Raw genomic sequence first — 20,021 nt, forward strand, 5'->3', positions numbered from 1 at the left:
GCCCGGAACACCCCTGTGTGCTGGCATCCTTGAGGGGAACGCGGTGTCCGGGGGAGGCGCGCGCGGTGATGCCCTCGGCCCCGATACCTTCTGTACGTTCCCTCGTGACCGCCCCACGCCGAACCAGGAGCCCCGGCCGCGTGAGCCCCGTGAGCAGCAACGCACCGCACGGTCAGTCGCCGCTGCGCACCGTGCAGGTGCTGGGCGGTGGCAACGCCGGCAGCAGTGTGCACGTGCGTTCGCTGGCCGCCGGCCTCGTCGCGCGGGGCGTGCGGGTCACGGTGTGCGCCCCCGCCGAGGCCGATCACACCTACGGCTTCTCGGGCGTCGGCGCCGATCACGTGCACGTGCCGCGCAGCAGTGACCCGGGGTCGGTGGCGGCGCTCCGCGCGGCCTGCACGGACGCCGACCTGGTGCACGCCCACGGCCTGCACGCCTCCTTCCGCGCGGCGCTGGCGCTGAGCGGCCGCAGCACCCCGCTCGTCGTCACCTGGCACAACCGGGCGCATGCCGAAGGCGCCCGGGCGCATCTGCTGCGGATGCTGGAGCGGCGGGTGGTACGGGCGGCCACCGTGGTGCTCGGGACCACCTCCGACCTGGTGGACCGGGCCCGCCGCACCGGCGCCCGGGACGCCCGGCTGGCCGCCGTGGCGCTGCCCGGCCTGCGGCGGCCCGCGGACCAGGACGAGGCGGAGCTGCTGCGGCCCAAGGTCCGTGCCGAACTCGGCGCCATGGGGCGGCCGTTGCTCATCGCCGTCGGCTCCCTCGACCGGCACCGCGGCTACGACGTCCTGCTGGACGCGGCGCGTGCCTGGTGCCGCCTCGATCCCGTACCGCTCCTCGTCGTCGCCGGCGAGGGGCCGCTGCGCCCGGCGTTGCAGCGTCGGATCGAGGACGAGGAGCTGCCCGTGCGGCTGATCGGACGCCGCGACGACGTCACGGAACTACTCGCCGCCGCCGATCTGGCGCTGCTGCCCAGCAGTTGGGAGTCCCGCTCCGTCCTCGCCCAGGAGGCCCTGCACGCGCGCGTGCCGCTCGTCGCGACCTCCGTCGGCGGTATCCCCGACCTGGTGGGGGACGCGGCCGAGCTGGTCGCGTACGGCGACGCACGGGCCCTCGCCGACGCCGTCGTACGGCTGCTCGACGACCCCGAGCGCTGTGCGGAGCTGCGCGAGCGGGGTTCCCGGCAGGCGGCGAGCTGGCCCACGGAGGACGAGACCGTGGCCCAAGTGCTGAGCGTGTACGACGAGTTGACGCAGCCCCGGCCTCTTCCGTAGGACCTGCCGGGCGCCTCGGGCCCTAGGGGACGTGCCGGCGGGCCCGCAGCGCCAGGCTCAACGCCATGACCACCTGCGGGTCGTCGAGGTCCGTGCCCAGCAACTCCCCGATGCGGGCGAGCCGGTTGTAGAGGGTCTGCCGGTTGAGGTGGAGTTCACGGGCCGTCTCCGCCTTGCGGCCCGCGTGCGCCAGGTAGGTCTCCAGGGTCGGCAGCAGCGGCGGCTTGGAGCGGTGGTCGTGGTCGCGCAGCGGGCCGATCGCGCGGTCGACGAACGCCGCCAGGTCGGGATGGTCGCGCAGCCGCCACAGGAGGAGGTCGATGTCGAGACGGCGGGCGTCGAACCAGGGCCGGTCGGAGAGGCCCTGGGCCGCGGTCGCCGTCTCCGCCGCGTGCCGCAGGCCCGCGGACACCGCCGCCCAGCCGCCGGCCGCGCCGACCACCACGACCGGCGGAGCGGCTCCGGGGCGCTGCATCCCGGCGCGTTCCACCCCTGCCCTGAGCACCGCCGCGACCCGGTCCGCGACCGTGGTCCGCTCCGCCTCCGAGCGCAGGCCCAGGAGCAGCGGGACGCGGCCCTCGACCGGTCGTACGCCGAGCAGGACGGGCACGCCCACGGTGGCGAGTTCCTCACCCACCGCGCGGGCCAGCACCGCCCAGCCGCCGCCGGGGGGCAGGGAGTCGCCGACCCGCATGACCACCGGCAGCAGCGGGCTGCTGCCGGGCTTGAAACCGAGGACCCTTGCCTGCGCCGGGGCGTCCTCGGCGGAGATGCGGCCCTCGGCGAGGTCGGTCAGGAAGTCGCCGCGCCCGCGCGCCGCCAGCTCCTCCTCCTGACGGGCCTGCATCAGCACGACGGCCAGGATGCCGGCGGCGCGTTCCGCGGCGATCCGGTGCACGGGCGCGAGCGGCCCGCGGACGGGCAGGAGGACCAGCCGGGCGCGCACCGACCCCGCCCCCGGCCCCCCGCCGGGCACGTCCACCAGGACCACCCCGGTCGGCGGCGCGTCCTTGTGCTGGCCGCGCAGCCCCTCCCACACCTGGAGCGGGTCGGCTCCCTCGGGCCCCGAACCGGCGGCGTACAGGAGCTGGCCGTCGGCGGTCTCCAGGAAGACCGGGTTGCCGCCGAAGTCGGCCAGGATGGCCAGCACCTGGGGGACCCCGCCGCCGCCCAGCAGGGCCTCGGTGCAGCGGCGGTGCACCTCCTCGGCGCGCTGCAGGAGGGCGTAGTGGTGGTTGACGATCTCGGTGTGGATCTCCTCCGTCACCGTCACGAACGGCACCTCGCGGTGCAGCACGACCAGCGGCAGCCCGGTCGCCCGGGCGGTGTCGACGAGGGTGGCGGGCAGCCGGGAGAAACGCGCGCCCAGCTCCACCACCAGGGCGGCGATGCCCCGCTCGGCGAGCGTGCGCACGAACGCCCGCTGCTCGGCGGGGCGGGTGCCCAGGCCGTAGCCGGTGGTCAGCAGCAGTTCGCCGCCCTTCAGCAGTGAGGCGATGTTCGGCACCTCGCCCGCGTGCACCCAGCGCACGGTGCGGCTCAGCCGGTCGGCACCCGCCAGGATCTCCGGCAGCCCGCTGCGCAGCCCGGGCAGCTCCAGTGCCCGCTGCACGGTGATCCCGGCGCCCTGGTCGTCGGGTCCGCTGCCCCTACCGCTGTCCATGGAGCGGACGCTACCCGGGTGAACGCCTTCAGGGCACCTTGCGGGGGAGCGCTCCGCTGGAAGTGCCGCGACAATGCCGTCTGTCGACCGCGGCGCCGTCGTGGCTGGTCGCGCAGTTCCTCCCCCAGCCTTCGGCCGGGGGACCCAGCGCCCCTTTGGGGCGCTGCTCAGAGCGGCCTGACGGTGTGGTTGAAGCGGAAGACGTTGTCGGGGTCCCACCGCCGCTTCACCTTGCCGAGCCGTAGTGCGTTCCCCACGCCCAGACCGGCCCGCACCCGCTCCGGGCCCTCGTCCCCGACGAGGTTCAGGGGGACCGCGCCGGTGGCCCACGGCCGCACCCCGGCACGGACGCCCCGCACCCAGGCGATCGCCCGCTCGTCGTCGGCCGGGTCCGCCCAGATCCCGACGGGGTGCACCACCCAGGCCGCGTCCTGATACGCCACCGGATACCCCGCCGGCCCCGAGGCGATCGCGCCGCCCAGCGGGAACAACAGATGCTGCGAGCCGCTCGACACCGGCATGCCCTCCGCACAGCCGCACCAGGCGTCCACCGCCTCGTCGGGCAGAGCGGCCAGACACTCGGCCGACCAGTGGTTCCTCAGCCCGGACGGAAGGTCGAGCAGACACTGCGCCTCGCTGTACGGCATCGGGCCGACGGCCTCCGCCGCGTGCGGCAGCGTGAGCAGGGGGCCGGCGACCTTGCGCAGCCCTTCCTCGCCGCCCGCGTAGGTCACGAGCGCGGTACACACCGGCTCGGCGCCGGAGAGGTACGCCACCGCGCCGCCCGCCTCCCGGGGACCGGTGCCGATGGCCTCGCGGAAGGCGCGGACGACGTCCGGACCGGACGACGGCGGGTACCGCAGCAGCGCGACCGAGAACACCGTCAGTTCGTGCAGCCGGAGCGTGAGGGCGGTGACGACGCCGAAGTTCCCGCCGCCACCGTGCAGCGCCCAGAACAGCTCCGGGTTCTCGTCGGCGTCCGCGCGGACGCGCTCACCGTCGGCGGTCACCAGCTCGACGCCCAGCAGATTGTCTGCGGCCAGGCCAAAGGCACGGTCCAGCCACCCCGACCCACCGCCCAGCACGAAACCGCCGACTCCGGTGGTGGAACCCCGGGAACCGGTGGTGGCGAGACCGTAGGCCTGGGCCGCCCGGTCCAGACGGCTCGTCACGGCCCCGCCCTGCACCCGTACGGCCTCCGCCACCGGGTCGACGGTCACCCCGTTCATCCGGCGCAGATCCACCACCAGCGCGGCGTCGGCAACCGCCGAGCCCGCCACGCTGTGCCCGCCACCGCGCACCGCGATGTGCAGATCCAGCTCCCGCCCGAACCGCACGGCACGGACCACGTCGGCGTCGTCCACACACTGGGCGATCACGGCCGGCCGCCGGTCGACCATGCCGTTGAAAACGGTGCGGGCCTCGTCGTACCCCGGGTCCCCGGGGGCGAACACGCCGCCGACCAGATCCTCACGCAACTCAACGAGTGCCGCGCGTGCCTTCGACCCGGGAGCCATATACCAGCCTAAGCAGGAGTGCCCCGTCAGGGGCGCTGGGGGTACCCCCGGCCGAAGGCTGGGGGGAGGAACTGCGCGACCAGCCCCCACGCACCCGCGGACAACCGCCGACCGGCGGCGCTACCCCCCGTACGCGCCCGACGCAGTCAGCCGCAGCGCCGTGTCGATCAACGGCACATGACTGAACGCCTGCGGAAAGTTCCCCACCTGCCGCTTCAGCCGCGGATCCCACTCCTCCGCCAGCAGCCCGAGGTCGTTGCGCAGCGCGAGCAGCTTCTCGAACAGCTTGCGGGCCTCGTCGACGCGGCCGATCATCGCGAGGTCGTCGGCCATCCAGAACGAGCAGGCCAGGAACGCCCCCTCGTCACCGGGAAGGCCGTCCACGCCCTCGTCGCCGCCCGAGGTCGGGTAGCGCAGGATGAAGCCGTCCGAGGTGGACAGCTCCCGCTGGATCGCCTCGATGGTGCCGATGACCCGCTTGTCGTCCGGCGGCAGGAAACCCATCTGGGGGATCAGCAGCAGCGACGCGTCCAGCTCCTGCGAGCCGTACGACTGCGTGAAGGTGTTGCGCTCCTTGTCGTAGCCCCGCTCGCAGACGTCCCGGTGGATGTCGTCGCGCAGCTCCTTCCAGCGCTCCAGCGGGCCGTCCGCGTCCCCGGACTCGATCAGCTTGATGGTCCGGTCCACGGCGACCCAGGCCATCACCTTGGAGTGCACGAAGTGTCGGCGCGGCCCGCGCACCTCCCAGATGCCCTCGTCCGGCTCGTCCCAGTGGTCCTCCAGGTAGCGGATCAGCTTCAGCTGGAGGAGGGAGGCGTAGTCGTTGCGGGCGAGGCCGGTCATGTGGGCCAGGTGCAGGGCCTCGGTGACCTCGCCGTAGACGTCGAGCTGGAGCTGGTGCGCCGCGCCGTTGCCGACCCGGACCGGCGCAGAGTTCTCGTAGCCGGGCAGCCAGTCCAGCTCGGCCTCGCCCAGCTCCCGCTCGCCCGCGATGCCGTACATGATCTGCAGGTTCTCGGGGTCGCCGGCGACCGCGCGCAGCAGCCACTCGCGCCAGGCGCGGGCCTCCTCGCGGTAGCCGGTGCGCAGCAGGGAGGACAGGGTGATCGCCGCGTCGCGGAGCCAGGTGTAGCGGTAGTCCCAGTTGCGGACGCCGCCGATGTCCTCGGGCAGGGAGGTGGTGGGGGCCGCGACGATGCCGCCGGTGGGGGCGTAGGTCAGGGCCTTCAGCGTGATCAGCGAGCGGACCACCGCCTCGCGGTACGGGCCGTGGTAGGTGCAGTGCTCGACCCACTCCCGCCAGAAGTCCTCGGTCGCCTGCAGCGACTGCTCCGGCTCCGGCAGCGCGGGCGGCTCCTTGTGCGAGGGCTCCCAGGAGATCGTGAACGCGATCCGGTCACCCGGGGCCACCGTGAAGTCCGCGTACGTGGTCAGCGCCTTGCCGTAGGTCTCCGCCGAGGTGTCGAACCACACCGAGTCGGGGCCCGCGACGGCGACCGTACGGCCGTCGTGCTTGTGCACCCAGGGGACGACACGGCCGTAGGAGAACCGCATCCGCAGCACCGAGCGCATCGGCACCCGGCCGGTGACGCCCTCGACGATGCGGATCAGCTGGGGCGCGCCGTCACGCGGGGGCATGAAGTCGGTGACCCGGACCGTGCCGCGCGGGGTGTCCCACTCGGACTCCAGGATCAGTGAGTCGCCCCGGTAGGTGCGGCGCGCCGCGGTCGGCGGCTGGGAGTCGGCCGCGTGCGCCGGGCCGAGCCGCCAGAAGCCGTGTTCCTCGGTGCCCAGCAGACCGGCGAAGATGGCATGCGAGTCGAAGCGGGGCAGGCACAGCCAGTCGACTGTGCCGTCCCGGCAGACCAGGGCAGCGGTCTGCATGTCTCCGATGAGTGCGTAGTCTTCGATGCGCCCGGCCACGTGCAACTCCAGTCGAACGGCCACGTCACCCCCCAGGCAAACGGGGGGCTGTCGCTAGTGCGGTCAAGGGGGGTTGTTGTTGTGCGTCGTTGAGCGGTGAAGCAAAGCAGCCCGCCCTGCCCGGAGGCAAAACGACAGTCATAGCTCAACGAACTGCCAAGCTCTCGTTGTTCCGGGAGTTACGGGCGGGGGTGTGCCGTCTTCTCCGGCCGGGCTCGGCAGCGAGTGTCCGAGCAGGATACGACGCACGTAGATGATCTGCGTGCCGCTCCGGGCAACCTGTGTGGGCCGAACGGGTGAGCCCTGGGTGAAAAGCCGGTAAGGGAGGCTCCATGTCCGTGCCGACCTGTGTACGGAACGTGGCCGGAAGCCATCTCTCCGCGGCGCTGATACCCTGGTAGCCCGTGGACCGGTGGGCGTGAATCCCCCGAACCGCAGCGACGGCACCACCCCGGAAACTCCAGGACGGCAGCCGTACCGCACGACAGACCGCGACCACGGGAGCCCCCTCTTGGCCATGCCGCCGAAATCTACGACGACCAAGCACATCTTCGTCACCGGGGGTGTCGCCTCCTCGCTCGGCAAGGGCCTGACGGCCTCCAGCCTGGGCATGCTGCTCAAGGCCCGGGGCCTGCGCGTCGTGATGCAGAAGCTCGACCCGTACCTGAACGTCGACCCGGGCACGATGAACCCCTTCCAGCACGGTGAGGTGTTCGTCACCAACGACGGTGCCGAGACAGACCTGGACATCGGCCACTACGAGCGTTTCCTTGACCGCGACCTGGACGGCTCCGCCAACGTCACCACGGGTCAGGTCTACTCCACGGTGATCGCCAAGGAACGGCGTGGCGAGTACCTGGGCGACACCGTCCAGGTCATCCCGCACATCACCAACGAGATCAAGCACCGCATCCGCCGCATGGCCACCGACGAGGTCGACGTCGTCATCACCGAGGTGGGCGGCACGGTCGGCGACATCGAGTCGCTGCCCTTCCTGGAGACCGTCCGCCAGGTCCGGCACGAGGTCGGCCGTGACAACGTCTTCGTGGTGCACATCTCGCTCCTGCCGTACATCGGTCCCTCCGGCGAGCTGAAGACCAAGCCCACCCAGCACTCCGTGGCCGCCCTGCGGAACATCGGCATCCAGCCGGACGCGATCGTGCTGCGCTGCGACCGCGAGGTCCCCACCGCCATCAAGCGCAAGATCTCGCTCATGTGCGACGTCGACGAGGCCGCCGTCGTGGCCTGCCCGGACGCCCGCTCGATCTACGACATCCCGAAGACCGTGCACGGCGAGGGCCTGGACGCCTACGTCGTCCGCAAGCTGGACCTGCCGTTCCGGGACGTGGACTGGCGGACCTGGGACGACCTGCTCGACCGCGTCCACAACCCCGACCACGAGATCACCCTCGCGCTGGTCGGCAAGTACATCGACCTGCCCGACGCCTACCTCTCGGTCACCGAGGCGCTGCGCGCCGGCGGCTTCGCCAACAAGGCCCGTGTGAAGATCAAGTGGGTGACGTCGGACGACTGCCGGACCCCGGCCGGCGCGGCGGCCCAGCTCGCCGACGTCGACGGCATCTGCATCCCGGGCGGCTTCGGCGACCGCGGTGTGCTCGGCAAGGTCGGCGCCATCCGCTACGCCCGCGAGAACCGGATCCCGCTGCTCGGCCTCTGCCTGGGCCTGCAGTGCATCGTGATCGAGGCCGCGCGCAACCTGGCCGGCATCCCGGACGCCAACTCCACCGAGTTCGACTCGGCCACCGGCCACCCGGTCATCTCCACCATGGCCGAGCAGCTGGACATCGTCGCCGGCGAGGGCGACATGGGCGGCACCATGCGCCTGGGCATGTACCCGGCCAAGCTGGCCGAGGGTTCCATCGTGCGCGAGGTCTACGACGGCAAGGAGTACGTCGAGGAGCGCCACCGGCACCGCTACGAGGTCAACAACGCCTACCGCGCGGAGCTGGAGAAGAAGGCCGGCATCCAGTTCTCCGGCACCTCCCCGGACGGCAAGCTCGTCGAGTACGTCGAGTACCCGCGCGACGTCCACCCCTACCTGGTCGCCACCCAGGCCCACCCGGAGCTGCGCTCCCGCCCGACCCGCCCGCACCCGCTCTTCGCGGGCCTGGTGAAGGCGGCCGTCGCGCGTCAGCAGGCCGAGGGCGAGCAGGCGAATTCGAAGTAACACACCAGTTGTACGGTGGCCGGGGTGCATACCTTCAAAGGGTGGGCACCCCGGTTTCATCTGTGCACTTCGAAGGGCGGCAGGGCATGACGATCAAGGACACCCCCGAGGAGTGGGAGATCCGCGCGACGGAGACCCCCTTCGTGGGCAACAAGACCTCCGTCCGCACGGACGAGGTCGTCATGCCCGACGGCTCGGTGGTCCGCCGCGACTACCAGGTCCACCCCGGCTCGGTCGCGATCCTGGCCCTCGACGAGGAGGACCGGGTGCTGCTCATCCGCCAGTACCGGCACCCGGTCCGGCAGAAGCTCTGGGAGATCCCGGCCGGCCTGCTCGACGTCCCCGGCGAGAACCCGCTGCACGCCGCCCAGCGCGAGCTGTACGAGGAGGCGCACGTCAAGGCCGAGGACTGGCGGGTGCTGACCGACCTGTACACCACCCCCGGCGGCTGCGACGAGGCGGTACGGATCTTCCTCGCCCGTGATCTCTCGGAGGCCGAGGGGGAGCGCTTCGAGACGGAGCACGAGGAGATCGACCTGGAGTACGCGCGCGTGCCGGTCGACGAGTTGGTGCGTCTTGTGCTCGCCGGCGACCTGCACAACAACTGCCTCGTGACAGGCGTCCTCTCGCTGGTCGCCGCCCGCACCGGCGACGGCCTCGACGCGCTGCGCCCGGCCGACGCGCCCTGGCCGGCCCGGCCCTTCGAGTCCTGAACCCTCCCGTCCGAGTCCTGAACCCACCCTCCGGGTGTACCGGTGTGACCATCGCCTGATCCGATCGGGCGATGTGCCCGCCGTGCTCCGCCGGGAAGGTCCGCGCACGTGAACTAGGCTCGATGCGATTGAGCCGAAACGCCCGAACCGGAGCCCCGGCGGGCCTGCGTGTGCGGTGGGACGGGAGTGTGGCCCGTGACGGATCAGGCGGTGGACACAGGCGGCGTACGGCGGTCGGCGCCCGCGGCCACGGACGACCGGTTCCTGGGCCGTACAAGGGAGTTGAAGGAGCTGCGCGCCGACATCGAGCGCGCGGGCCTGGACACCATCGCCGGCCGCAAGGCCCCCCGTGCCCGGGTGCTGCTGATCGCCGGCAGGCCCGGCTCCGGCCGCACCGCCCTCGCCGCGGAACTCGTCCGGCAGGTCGCCGCCGGCTACCCCGACGGCGTGTTGCGCGCCCGCCTCGCCGAGCCCGACGGCACCCCGGTCCCCGTCGAGCGCACCGCCCGCGACCTCCTCACCGCCCTGCGGCTGCCCACCCCGCCCGGCGCCGCCGCGGACGACCTCACCCACGCCCTGCGCACGGCCCTCGCGGGGCGCCGGATGCTGCTCCTCCTCGACGACGCGCCCGGCGCCGAGGAGGTCGACGTCCTGCTCCCCGACAGCCCGGACTGCCTGGCCGTCGCCGTCTCCGGCGGCCCGCTCACCGGGATCGCGGACGTCCGCCCGTGCACCCTGGGCGGCCTCGACACCAAGTCGGCCGTGGAACTGCTCAGCCGGTACACCGGGTCGGTCCGCATCACCGTCGACCCCCGGTCCGCCGAGTCGCTGGTCGAGGTGTGCCAGGCCCAACCCGCCGCGCTGGCCCTGGCCGGCGGCTGGCTCGCCGCCCGCCCCCAGGCCGCCGTCTCCGACCTCGCCAAACGGCTGCACGCGGAGCCGGACGACGGTACGGCGCTGGCCCGGGTCTTCCGGTTCGTGCACGAACAGCTGCCGGACCGGTCCGCGCGGATACTGCGCCTCCTCAGCCTGGCCCCGGCCGGCCTGGCCGACCCGCACACCGCCTCGGCCCTGGCCGGCTGCTCGGTCGACACCGCCCGCACCACCCTGGACGAGCTGGTCCGCCTCGGCCTGCTGCACACCGTGGGCTCCCCGCTGCCCCAGTACGAGGTCCCCGGCTGCCTGCACCCGCTGCTCCTGCTGCTCGCCGAGAGCCACGAGCGGGCCGGCGAGCTCCAGCTGGCCCGCGCCCGGATGCTGGAGCGCACGGTACGGCTGCTGCAGTCCTGCAGGGCGATCACCGAGACCGACAACCCGCAGGCCCGCGAGAAGCTCCAGGCCCTGCCGCGCGAGCTGCGCTTCCCGACCCCCAGGGCCGCCGCGCAGTGGCTGCGCGTCCGGCGCCCGGCCCTGCTGGCCGCCGCCCGCGCGGCGGTCGCCGACGGCGAGCTCGACACGCTGGCCCGCCGCCTGATGGCGCAGCTGGTCAAGGCCATGGTGGCGCACCTCGGCACCCAGGCCGCGGCCCCCGACCTGTACGGCATCCACGGGCTCGTCCTCGATGTCGCCCGGCGCCGGGACCTGCCCCGGGAGCAGGCCGCGGCGCTGCTGAACCTCGGCGACCTGGACGCGCAGACCGGGCGGACGGCGGATGCGCTGGTGCGGTATCGGTCTGCTTTGGACGCCGGACGCAGGGCAAATGACCCGTACGCGACCGGTCGCGCAATGGAATCCGTAGGCGGCACCTACCAGGAGATGGGGGACTACGACCGGGCCGCCGACTGGTTCGGCCGGGCCCTCGCCGAGCGCCTGGCCCGGGGCGAGCGTGCCGAGGCCGCCCGGCTCTACGGCCGTATCGCCGGCGCGCACACCTACGCGGGCCGCTACGGCGAGGCGCTGCGGGCGTGGCGGGCGGCCGTTTCCGGCCACCGCAAGAACGGTGATGTGCCCGCGCAGGCAAGGGCGTTGAGCGAGCTGGCCCGGGTCCAGGAGTACGCGGGACGGCCCGAGGAGTCGCTGCGCACCTGCCAGGAGGCGGTGGAGTGGGCGCGCCGCGCCGAGGACACCCGGCTCCAGGCCGCGCTCCAGCTGCGACTCGCCGACACGCTGGAGCGCCTCGGCGACTCCACCGCCGCGAGCCTGCACCGCTCGGCCGCCGAGCGCATGCTGGGGGAGGAGCCACCGGACCTCTTCGGCCCCTCGGACCCCGACTCCGAGCCGGAACACGGCCCTAACGCCTACGAAATCCGTAGTGCATCCGGCGAAGATTGATGCAATGAAAGGCTAGACAGTCGGAACGCCTTCATTAAACTGGCTCTGCCGCCGGTTCTTCCGCGGTGTCTCCTGGTATGCCGCCGCATGCCGGGTATGCGTGTCTATGCCCCCACACCCTCTGAGCCAAGGACCGTGATCGACGTGAAGGTCGGCATCCCCCGCGAGGTCAAGAACAACGAGTTCCGGGTGGCCATCACCCCGGCCGGCGTGCACGAGCTCGTGCGCCACGGCCACCAGGTCGTCATCGAGCGCGGCGCAGGTCTCGGCTCCTCGATCCCGGACGACGAGTACGTCGCCGCCGGCGCCGCGATCCTGGACACCGCCGACGAGGTGTGGGCCACCGCCGACCTGCTGCTGAAGGTCAAGGAGCCGATCGCGGAGGAGTACCACCGCCTCCGCAAGGACCAGACCCTCTTCACCTACCTGCACCTGGCCGCGTCCAAGGAGTGCACGGACGCCCTCCTGGAGTCCGGCACCACGGCGATCGCCTACGAGACCGTCGAGCTGCCCAGCCGCGCGCTCCCGCTGCTCGCGCCCATGTCCGAGGTCGCGGGCCGGCTCGCCCCGCAGGTCGGCGCCTACCACCTGATGCGCGCCGCCGGCGGCCGTGGCGTCCTGCCCGGCGGTGTCCCGGGTGTGCTGCCCGCGAAGGCCGTCGTCATCGGCGGCGGCGTCTCCGGCTGGAACGCCGTGCAGATCGCCATCGGCATGGGCTTCGACGTGACCCTGCTCGACCGCGACATCAACAAGCTGCGCGAGGCCGACCGGATCTTCGGCACCAAGGTCAAGGCCGTCATGTCCAACGCCTTCGAGCTGGAGAAGGCCTGCCTGGAGGCCGACCTCGTGGTCGGCGCGGTGCTCATCCCGGGCGCCAAGGCCCCGAAGCTCGTCACCAACGAGCTGGTCTCCCGCATGAAGCCGGGAAGTGTCCTTGTCGACATCGCGATCGACCAGGGCGGCTGCTTCGAGGACTCCCGCCCCACCACGCACGCCGAGCCGACCTTCAAGGTCCACGAGTCGGTCTTCTACTGCGTCGCCAACATGCCCGGCGCGGTGCCCAACACCTCCACCTACGCGCTCACCAACGCCACGCTCCCGTACATCGTCTCGCTCGCGGACAACGGCTGGGTCGAGGCGCTGCGCCGCGACGCCGCGCTCGCCAAGGGCCTCAACACCCATGACGGCAAGGTCGTCTACAAGGAGGTCGCCGAGGCGCACGGCCTGGAACACGTGGACCTCGACACGCTCATCGGCTGAGCCGGCCCGGACGGGCAAGTCACCTTTTCGTAAAGGCGATACGTCAACAAGCCGCGTCAATCGCGCACATCCGGCCGGACCTTGCCCGACAAGGTCCGGCCGGATGTGTGTATGGTCACTTTGCGACTTGCGGTCAACTCGCCTCGAACGTAACCCTTCGACCGATTCGCACACCGGTGAAACCTGCTGTGCGACGGCCGTACGCCCTTGACAGCGGGATGTTTCATTGCCGACACATCCTGCCGGGTCCGGCGGATTGTGTTGCTGCGAACGCCCGACACGCCATAGAGTCGCCAACCGTCGGCATAGTGCCACGCTGACCTGTCTAGAAGTTTCCTGGTCACCAAGGAGGTAAGACGACTTGTGAATGAGTCGACATTTTCTCCCGGGGGTGGTCAACCAGGAATGCCGGTACGGGACCAGGGTCCCGCGGGGTTCGAGGCTGTCGGCTCCGTCGCGGTGCGTACCTTCGCAGCAGCCCGGACTCCGCTGACCACGAGGACAGCACACCAGAGCATGGATGGCCATCACGTGAACGCCATGGCCGGCGACGGAAGTGGCGCGCCCCACAACCAATTCGCCGACTACGACGAACTGCCCGACGGGCACTTCTACGACCCCGACGCCGAGTACGAGCCCGATCCGGAGTACGCGGCCACGCTCGCGCCCGACGCGGCCCGCCAGCGCCGCGAGCGCGTCGGCCCGACCGGCCGCCCGCTGCCGTACTTCCCGATCCCGGGCCCGGTGACCAGTCACGGCCCCGCGACGATCATCGCGATGTGCAACCAGAAGGGCGGCGTCGGCAAGACCACGTCGACCATCAACCTGGGTGCCGCGCTCGCGGAGTACGGCCGGCGGGTGCTGCTCGTGGACTTCGACCCGCAGGGCGCGCTGTCGGTCGGTCTCGGCGTCAACCCGATGGAGCTCGACCTCACCGTCTACAACCTGCTCATGGAGCGGGGCATGGCGGCCGACGAGGTCCTCCTGAAGACCGCGGTCCCCAACATGGACCTGCTGCCCTCCAACATCGACCTGTCGGCCGCCGAGGTCCAGCTGGTCTCCGAGGTCGCCCGCGAGTCGACGCTGCAGCGCGCCCTGAAGCCGCTGATGCCCGACTACGACTACATCGTGATCGACTGTCAGCCCTCGCTCGGCCTGCTCACGGTCAACGCGCTGACGGCCGCTCACAAGGTGATCGTGCCGCTGGAGTGCGAGTTCTTCGCCCTGCGTGGTGTGGCCCTGCTGACCGAGACCATCGAGAAGGTCCAGGAGCGGCTCAACCCGGAGCTGGAGCTCGACGGCATCCTCGCCACGATGTACGACTCGCGCACGGTCCACAGCCGTGAGGTGCTGGCCCGTGTGGTCGAGGCGTTCGACGACCACGTCTACCACACGGTCATCGGCCGCACGGTCCGCTTCCCGGAGACCACGGTCGCCGGCGAGCCGATCACCACGTACGCCTCCAACTCCGTCGGTGCCGCCGCCTATCGCCAGCTCGCCAGGGAGGTGCTCGCCCGGTGTCACGCCGAGTGAGTCTGCCCGGGGCCGACGAACTGTTCCGTACGACCGGGGGGATGGCGCTGCAGCCGTCCACCCCCAGGCGCCCGGCCAACGGCGAGGCCCGGGTGCCGGCTCCCGCGACTCCCGTGGGGGAGAACGACGACACGGCGGCCGAGGCCGCGGACGACGCGCCGCACGCGGTGCCCGTGCAGGGCGGCGACGGCGAGGGCGCGGAGCACGTGGCGGCGGAGGCCGAGCCGGCGGACGCCGGGGAGTCCCGCAACCGCGTGGCGTCGGCCACGGTGGCGCCGTCCGGGCCGCGCCGGCCGGGGCCGCAGGAAGGTTCTGGCGCCGACGCCCAGGCCCAGCCGCGCAAGCGCGGGGGCAGGGCGCCCGCCCGGCGGCCCAGCGGGCGGGAGCGGCACGACGAGAAGATCACCGTGTACGTCTCCGCCGAGGAGCTGATGGACCTGGAGCACGCCCGTCTCGTGCTCCGGGGCGAGCACGGACTGGCCGTGGACCGGGGCAGGATCGTCCGCGAGGCGGTCGCCGTGGTCCTCGCTGACCTGGAGTCCCGCGGGGACGCGAGCATCCTCGTACGACGGCTGCGCGGGCGGTAGGGGGCAGTTAGCTCGATCGTGTGATGGTCGGCTTGTGGGCTTGCGGTGGTCTGGGCTGTTCGGGCTACGGTGATCGTGCGATCTGGGACGCCGAGTATGGCGCCAGCGTGCGGGGCCCCCGTTCCACCGGTGTGATGGTTCGGGGCCTCCCCGTCGCCTCTGGCCGTGCTCATATGGCCAGGTCGTGAGGGAACTGGCCTCCCGGGATCGGACCACGCACGGGATGCGTGTCGCCGTACTGGGGTTGAGTACGCCGGGGACCAGTGCGCCCAAGACCGTTCGGGGCGTGCGGCTGAGTACACCTACTCGGTCCATAGGGACGGTAGCCTGCGGGGGCTATGACCTCGTCTGATGTTCCCGCCGCCCCCTCCAGCGCGACTGCCGGTCGTCGGCGTGCGCTGGGGCGGGGGCCGGGGGCCGTACCGGCTCCGGAGCCTGAGCTGCCCGAGCCCGAGGTGGCCCTCGCACCACCTACGGACCCGCGCTTTGCCCCCGACGGCGTCTTCAAGGTCCGGCTCGCCAACTTCGAGGGGCCCTTCGACCTGCTCCTCCAGCTGATCTCCAAGCACAAGCTGGACGTCACCGAGGTCGCGCTCTCCAAGGTGACCGACGAGTTCATGGCGCACATCCGGGCCATGGGGCCGGACTGGGACCTGGACCAGACGACCGAGTTCCTCGTCGTCGCCGCCACGCTGCTCGACCTGAAGGCCGCCCGGCTGCTGCCCGCCGCCGAGGTCGAGGACGAGGCCGACCTCGCGTTGCTGGAAGCCCGGGACCTGCTGTTCGCGCGACTGCTGCAGTACCGGGCGTACAAACAGATCGCCGACATCTTCAACCGGCGCCTGGACGACGAGGCCCGCCGCTGGCCCCGTACGGTAGGCCTGGAGCCGCACCTCGCCGAGCTGCTGCCCGAGGTCGTCATCAGCATCGGTCCTGAGGGGTTCGCCAAGCTCGCGGTCAAGGCGATGCAGCCAAAGCCCAAGCCGCAGGTGTACGTCGACCACATCCACGCCCCGCTGGTCAGTGTGCAGGAGCAGGCCGGGATCGTGGTGGCGCGGCTGCGCGAGCTGGGGGAGGCCAGCTTCCGGGTGCTCGTCGAGGACACCGACAGCACGCTCACCGTCGTCGCCCGTTTCCTGGCGCTCCTGGAGCTGTACCGGGAGAAGGCCGTCGCCCTCGACCAGGAGACCGCCCTCGGGGACCTGATCGTGCGGTGGACCGGCGGGGACGGGGGGACCCAGCCGACGGTGACCGACGAATTCGACCGGCCGCCCGAGCCGCCCAAGGAGGAGAAGGCGTGAGTGAGGAGACCACGGAGCTGCCGGCGGGGCTGCGGCCCGTCGCCGAGCTCGACCTCAAGCCGGCCCTGGAGGCGGTGCTCATGGTCGTGGACGAGCCGGCCACCGCCGAGCACCTGTCCAAGCTCCTGGAGCGGCCGAAGCAGACGATCACGAAGGCGCTGCGGGCGCTGGCCGAGGAGTACACCGCGCAGGGCCGCGGCTTCGAGCTGCGGTTCGTCGCGGGAGGCTGGCGCTTCTACACGCGCGGCGAGTACGCGCCCGCCGTCGAGCGGCTGGTCCTGGAGGGGCAGACCGCCCGGCTGACCCAGGCCGCCCTGGAGACCCTCGCGGTCGTCGCGTACCGCCAGCCGGTGAGCCGCAGCCGGGTCTCCGTCGTACGCGGGGTCAACTGCGACGGTGTGATGCGCACCCTGCTCCAGCGCGGTCTGGTCGAGGAGGCGGGCGCGGAACCCGAAACAGGTGCGATCCTGTACAGGACGACGAACTACTTCCTGGAGCGGATGGGCCTGCGCGGCCTGGACGAGCTCCCGGAGCTCGCGCCCTTCCTCCCGGAGGCCGAGGCGATCGAGGCCGAGACCCAGGAGGGCGTGCCGTCGTTCGATCCGGACGCTCCGGATTCCGAGGACGCAGACGACAAGACGGAACTTTGATGCGAAGCAGCAGCGGCAGGAACAGCAGCGGAAACAACGGCGGGAGCCGTGGTGGCAACAGCGGCGGCCGCGGCGGGAGCAGCGGTGGCCGCGGTAACTACCGCGGCGCCGGAAACGCCCGCGACGACAAGCAGGGGGCCGGCCGGCCGAAGAAGCCGCGCCCGGAGGAGCGGCGCTACGACGTAGGCCCGGGCGCCACCCAGGACGGCCCGAAGTCGGGCCGTGGCGCCTCGGCGCGCGGCGGCGCCAAGGGCGGGCCCCGGCAGAGCCAGGGCACGGGCCGCGGCCGGACGGCTCCGGCGAGCTCCCGTGAGTACGACGCCCGCGCCGAGGAGCGCAACCGGGAGCGGTACGCCGGCAAGAAGGACGTGAAGCTCCCCAAGACCTTCCCGGGCGCCGAGCAGGAGGGCGAGCGGCTCCAGAAGGTCCTCGCCCGCGCGGGCTACGGCTCCCGGCGCGCCTGCGAGGAGCTGATCGAGCAGGCTCGCGTCGAGGTGAACGGCGAGATCGTCCTGGAGCAGGGCAAGCGCGTCGACCCGGAGAAGGACGAGGTCCGCGTCGACGGGCTGACCGTCGCCACGCAGTCGTACCAGTTCTTCTCGCTGAACAAGCCGGCCGGTGTCGTCTCGACCATGGAGGACCCGGACGGCCGGCAGTGCCTCGGCGACTACGTCACCAACCGGGAGACCCGGCTCTTCCACGTGGGGCGCCTGGACACCGAGACCGAGGGCGTCATCCTGCTCACCAACCACGGCGAGCTGGCGCACCGGCTGACCCACCCCAAGTACGGCGTGAAGAAGACCTACCTCGCGCACATCGTGGGCCCCATCCCGCGCGACCTCGGCAAGAAGCTCAAGGACGGCATCCAGCTGGAGGACGGGTACGCGCGCGCGGACCACTTCCGGGTCGTCGAGCAGACCGGCAAGAACTACCTCGTCGAGGTCACCCTGCACGAGGGGCGCAAGCACATCGTGCGGCGCATGCTGGCGGAGGCCGGGTTCCCGGTCGACAAGCTGGTGCGGGTCGCCTTCGGGCCCATCACCCTCGGCGACCAGAAATCGGGCTGGCTGCGCCGTCTGTCCAACACCGAGGTCGGGATGCTCATGAAGGAAGTCGACCTCTAGACCCTACGAACCCCGTACAGGGGTGTGTGCGGCTTTCTGGCGGCCGGTTCCGGGCATCCCGGGACCGGCCGCCGCCGTATCCGTCAGCGGGGCTCCGGTGGTCCCTGAGGGATTGCGCGGTCCCGGCGGATTTCTTTATAGTCGCGGAGACTATTACTCGCACCGATCATCGAGGGGGGTGGACGGGCGCATGCAGGGCTACGACAAGTACGCCTTCGAACCCTTCGCCGTCACCGTCGACCTCGCCGTCCTCACCCTCCGCGCCGGAGCCCTGCACGTGCTGCTCGTCGAGCGCGGGCAGGAGCCGTACGCCGGACAGTGGGCGCTGCCCGGCGGCTTCCTGCTGCCGCGGGAGTCGGCCGAGACGGCGGCCCGGCGGGAACTCGCCGAGGAGACCGGACTGTCGGACGTGTCCGGACTGCATCTGGAGCAACTGCGCACCTACAGCGGGCCCGACCGGGACCCGAGGATGCGGGTCGTCTCTGTCGCCTTCACGGCGCTGCTGCCCGACGCCCCCGAGCCGCACGGTGGCGGGGACGCGGCCCAGGCGCGCTGGCTGCCGTACGACCCGGGCCGGCCGCTCGCCTTCGACCACGACCGGATCCTGGCCGACGCCCACGAACGGGTCGGCGCCAAGCTGGAGTACAGCTGTCTTGCCACCGCCTTCTGCCCGCCCGAGTTCACGCTCGGCGAGCTGCAGCACGTCTACGAGACCGTGTGGGGCGTCGCGCTGGACCGCCCCAACTTCCGCCGCAAGGTGCTCGCCACCCCCAACTTCGTCGAACCCGTCCCCGGCGCCGCCCGGCTGACCGGCGGCCGCGGCAAACCGGCCGCCCTCTACCGCGCGGGCACCGCCACCGCGCTGCACCCGCCCCTGCTCCGCCCGTCCCGGGAAGGACGCCCCGCATGACCACGAACATCGGCGACAAGCGCGCCGCCACCGGCTCCCTGATCGGCCTCGCCCTCGGGGACGCGCTCGGCTTCCCCACCGAGTTCAACGACGTGCCCTCCATCCTCGCCAAGTCCGGACCGTGGCGGGAGATGGCGCTGCCGAGCCCGGCCGTCGTCTCCGACGACACCCAGATGACCCTCGCCGTGGGACACGCGATGCGCACCGCGATGGACCGCGGAGTACTCGCGCCCGAGCACCTGGAACGGCCGCTGCGCGACGAGTTCGTGGCCTGGTACGAGTCGCCGGACAACAACCGGGCGCCGGGCAACACCTGTCTGCGTGCGTGCGCGCTCCTGAAGGACGAGGACCGCGCCTGGCAGGACGCCAGCCAGATCGACTCCAAGGGCTGCGGCGCCAACATGCGGGTCGCGCCCCTCGGACTCGCGCCCGGCCTGAGCGACGAACAGCGCGCGGGGGCCGCCCAGTTGCAGGCCGCGCTCACCCACGGCCACCCCACCGCCCTGGCCGCCTCCGACCTCACCGCGCGCGCCGTGCACCTGCTCGCGCAGGGAGCCGAACCGGACGGGCTCGTCGGGCAGTTGCGGTCGTACGCCCACGAGAACCGCACCCGCTACCACCACACCTGGCTCGGCGACCTGTGGACGCGCAGCCAGGACGCGACCCCCGAGGAGTTCACGGCGCGCGGCTGGGACGAGTGCCTGGAGATCCTCGACCGGCTCCAGGAGGCCGTGCGGACCGCCTCGCCGGAGGCCGACCCGTGCCTGGCCACCGGTGCCGGCTGGATCGCCGAGGAGGCCCTGGCCACCGGTCTGCTCTGCTTCCTGCTCTTCCCCGGCGAGCCGCTGCTCGCCCTGCGCCGGGCCGCCTGTTCCTCCGGCGACTCGGACTCGATCGCCTGCCTCACCGGCGCCTTCGCGGGCGCGTCGCAGGGCGCGGACGCCTGGCCGACGCAGTGGGCCGACCGGATCGAGTACGGCGGCGACCTGCTCACCCTGGGCGCGCTCTGGGACGCCTGAGTGCGGTGCGCCACGGCGTCCGGACGGACCTCCTCACCCGTTGTCGGGCACGCGCGCGTGGAGGCCGACGTCGAGCGGCTGCACG

General features: G+C 72.2%; 15 protein-coding genes. 12 read left to right on the forward strand and 3 right to left on the reverse strand.

The genetic code is table 11. The annotated features are described in order from the left end of the window. Nucleotides 1–140: 140 nt before the first annotated feature. Nucleotides 141–1,277 (forward strand): glycosyltransferase family 4 protein, encoded by a 1,137-nt coding sequence (locus tag ACFY6U_RS38735; RefSeq protein ID WP_390045966.1) that lies wholly within the window; start codon nucleotides 141–143, stop codon nucleotides 1,275–1,277. A 22-nt stretch (nucleotides 1,278–1,299) separates the two neighbouring features. Here ACFY6U_RS38735 and ACFY6U_RS38740 read toward each other — a convergent pair whose 3' ends face one another. The 3 genes from ACFY6U_RS38740 to ACFY6U_RS38750 all read right to left on the reverse strand — a co-directional run bounded on the left by ACFY6U_RS38740 (nucleotide 1,300) and on the right by ACFY6U_RS38750 (nucleotide 6,380). Then, nucleotides 1,300–2,940 (reverse strand): PucR family transcriptional regulator, encoded by a 1,641-nt coding sequence (locus tag ACFY6U_RS38740; protein ID WP_390045968.1) that lies wholly within the window; start codon nucleotides 2,938–2,940, stop codon nucleotides 1,300–1,302. Between the two features lie 167 nt (nucleotides 2,941–3,107). Then, a complete protein-coding gene (locus ACFY6U_RS38745) occupies nucleotides 3,108–4,457 on the reverse strand; it encodes an FAD-binding oxidoreductase (protein ID WP_390045970.1) in 1,350 nt (449 codons plus the stop codon). A gap of 120 nt (nucleotides 4,458–4,577) precedes the next feature. Next, nucleotides 4,578–6,380 carry a glycoside hydrolase family 15 protein gene (locus tag ACFY6U_RS38750; RefSeq protein ID WP_390046354.1) on the reverse strand — a complete coding sequence of 601 codons (1,803 nt, stop codon included), beginning with the start codon at nucleotides 6,378–6,380 and terminating at the stop codon, nucleotides 4,578–4,580. A 517-nt stretch (nucleotides 6,381–6,897) separates the two neighbouring features. On the opposite strand from ACFY6U_RS38750, the gene ACFY6U_RS38755 reads away from it, so the two are divergent. From ACFY6U_RS38755 to ACFY6U_RS38805, 11 genes are all read left to right on the forward strand, one after another. Further along, complete coding sequence (locus ACFY6U_RS38755) at nucleotides 6,898–8,568, forward strand: CTP synthase (protein ID WP_390045972.1); 1,671 nt, start codon at nucleotides 6,898–6,900, stop codon at nucleotides 8,566–8,568. Nucleotides 8,569–8,654: 86 nt separating this feature from the next. Beyond that, nucleotides 8,655–9,281 (forward strand): NUDIX hydrolase, encoded by a 627-nt coding sequence (locus tag ACFY6U_RS38760; protein WP_351497828.1) that lies wholly within the window; start codon nucleotides 8,655–8,657, stop codon nucleotides 9,279–9,281. Between the two features lie 195 nt (nucleotides 9,282–9,476). Next, nucleotides 9,477–11,552 (forward strand): tetratricopeptide repeat protein, encoded by a 2,076-nt coding sequence (locus ACFY6U_RS38765; protein WP_390045974.1) that lies wholly within the window; start codon nucleotides 9,477–9,479, stop codon nucleotides 11,550–11,552. 135 nt (nucleotides 11,553–11,687) lie between these two features. After that, a complete protein-coding gene (gene ald, locus ACFY6U_RS38770; RefSeq protein WP_351497831.1) occupies nucleotides 11,688–12,812 on the forward strand; it encodes an alanine dehydrogenase in 1,125 nt (374 codons plus the stop codon). Between the two features lie 405 nt (nucleotides 12,813–13,217). Next, nucleotides 13,218–14,345 carry a ParA family protein gene (locus tag ACFY6U_RS38775; protein WP_351497833.1) on the forward strand — a complete coding sequence of 376 codons (1,128 nt, stop codon included), beginning with the start codon at nucleotides 13,218–13,220 and terminating at the stop codon, nucleotides 14,343–14,345. Further along, nucleotides 14,330–14,932, forward strand: coding sequence for a hypothetical protein (locus ACFY6U_RS38780; RefSeq protein ID WP_390045975.1), 603 nt, complete (start codon nucleotides 14,330–14,332; stop codon nucleotides 14,930–14,932). The genes ACFY6U_RS38775 and ACFY6U_RS38780 overlap by 16 nt, the downstream gene beginning before the upstream one ends. A gap of 338 nt (nucleotides 14,933–15,270) precedes the next feature. After that, entirely contained in the window at nucleotides 15,271–16,233 is a 963-nt protein-coding gene (locus ACFY6U_RS38785) for a segregation and condensation protein A (RefSeq protein ID WP_390045976.1), read from the forward strand. Further along, nucleotides 16,230–16,883 carry an SMC-Scp complex subunit ScpB gene (gene scpB, locus ACFY6U_RS38790; protein WP_351497839.1) on the forward strand — a complete coding sequence of 218 codons (654 nt, stop codon included), beginning with the start codon at nucleotides 16,230–16,232 and terminating at the stop codon, nucleotides 16,881–16,883. The genes ACFY6U_RS38785 and scpB overlap by 4 nt, the downstream gene beginning before the upstream one ends. Then, nucleotides 16,883–18,007 carry a pseudouridine synthase gene (locus tag ACFY6U_RS38795; protein WP_351497841.1) on the forward strand — a complete coding sequence of 375 codons (1,125 nt, stop codon included), beginning with the start codon at nucleotides 16,883–16,885 and terminating at the stop codon, nucleotides 18,005–18,007. The genes scpB and ACFY6U_RS38795 overlap by 1 nt, the downstream gene beginning before the upstream one ends. A gap of 190 nt (nucleotides 18,008–18,197) precedes the next feature. Then, complete coding sequence (locus ACFY6U_RS38800; protein ID WP_390046356.1) at nucleotides 18,198–18,917, forward strand: NUDIX domain-containing protein; 720 nt, start codon at nucleotides 18,198–18,200, stop codon at nucleotides 18,915–18,917. Then, nucleotides 18,914–19,936 carry an ADP-ribosylglycohydrolase family protein gene (locus ACFY6U_RS38805; RefSeq protein ID WP_390045978.1) on the forward strand — a complete coding sequence of 341 codons (1,023 nt, stop codon included), beginning with the start codon at nucleotides 18,914–18,916 and terminating at the stop codon, nucleotides 19,934–19,936. The genes ACFY6U_RS38800 and ACFY6U_RS38805 overlap by 4 nt, the downstream gene beginning before the upstream one ends. The last annotated feature ends 85 nt before the right edge of the window (nucleotides 19,937–20,021 follow it).

The organism is Streptomyces sp. NPDC013157, from assembly GCF_042899865.1.
GTDB lineage: Bacteria > Actinomycetota > Actinomycetes > Streptomycetales > Streptomycetaceae > Streptomyces.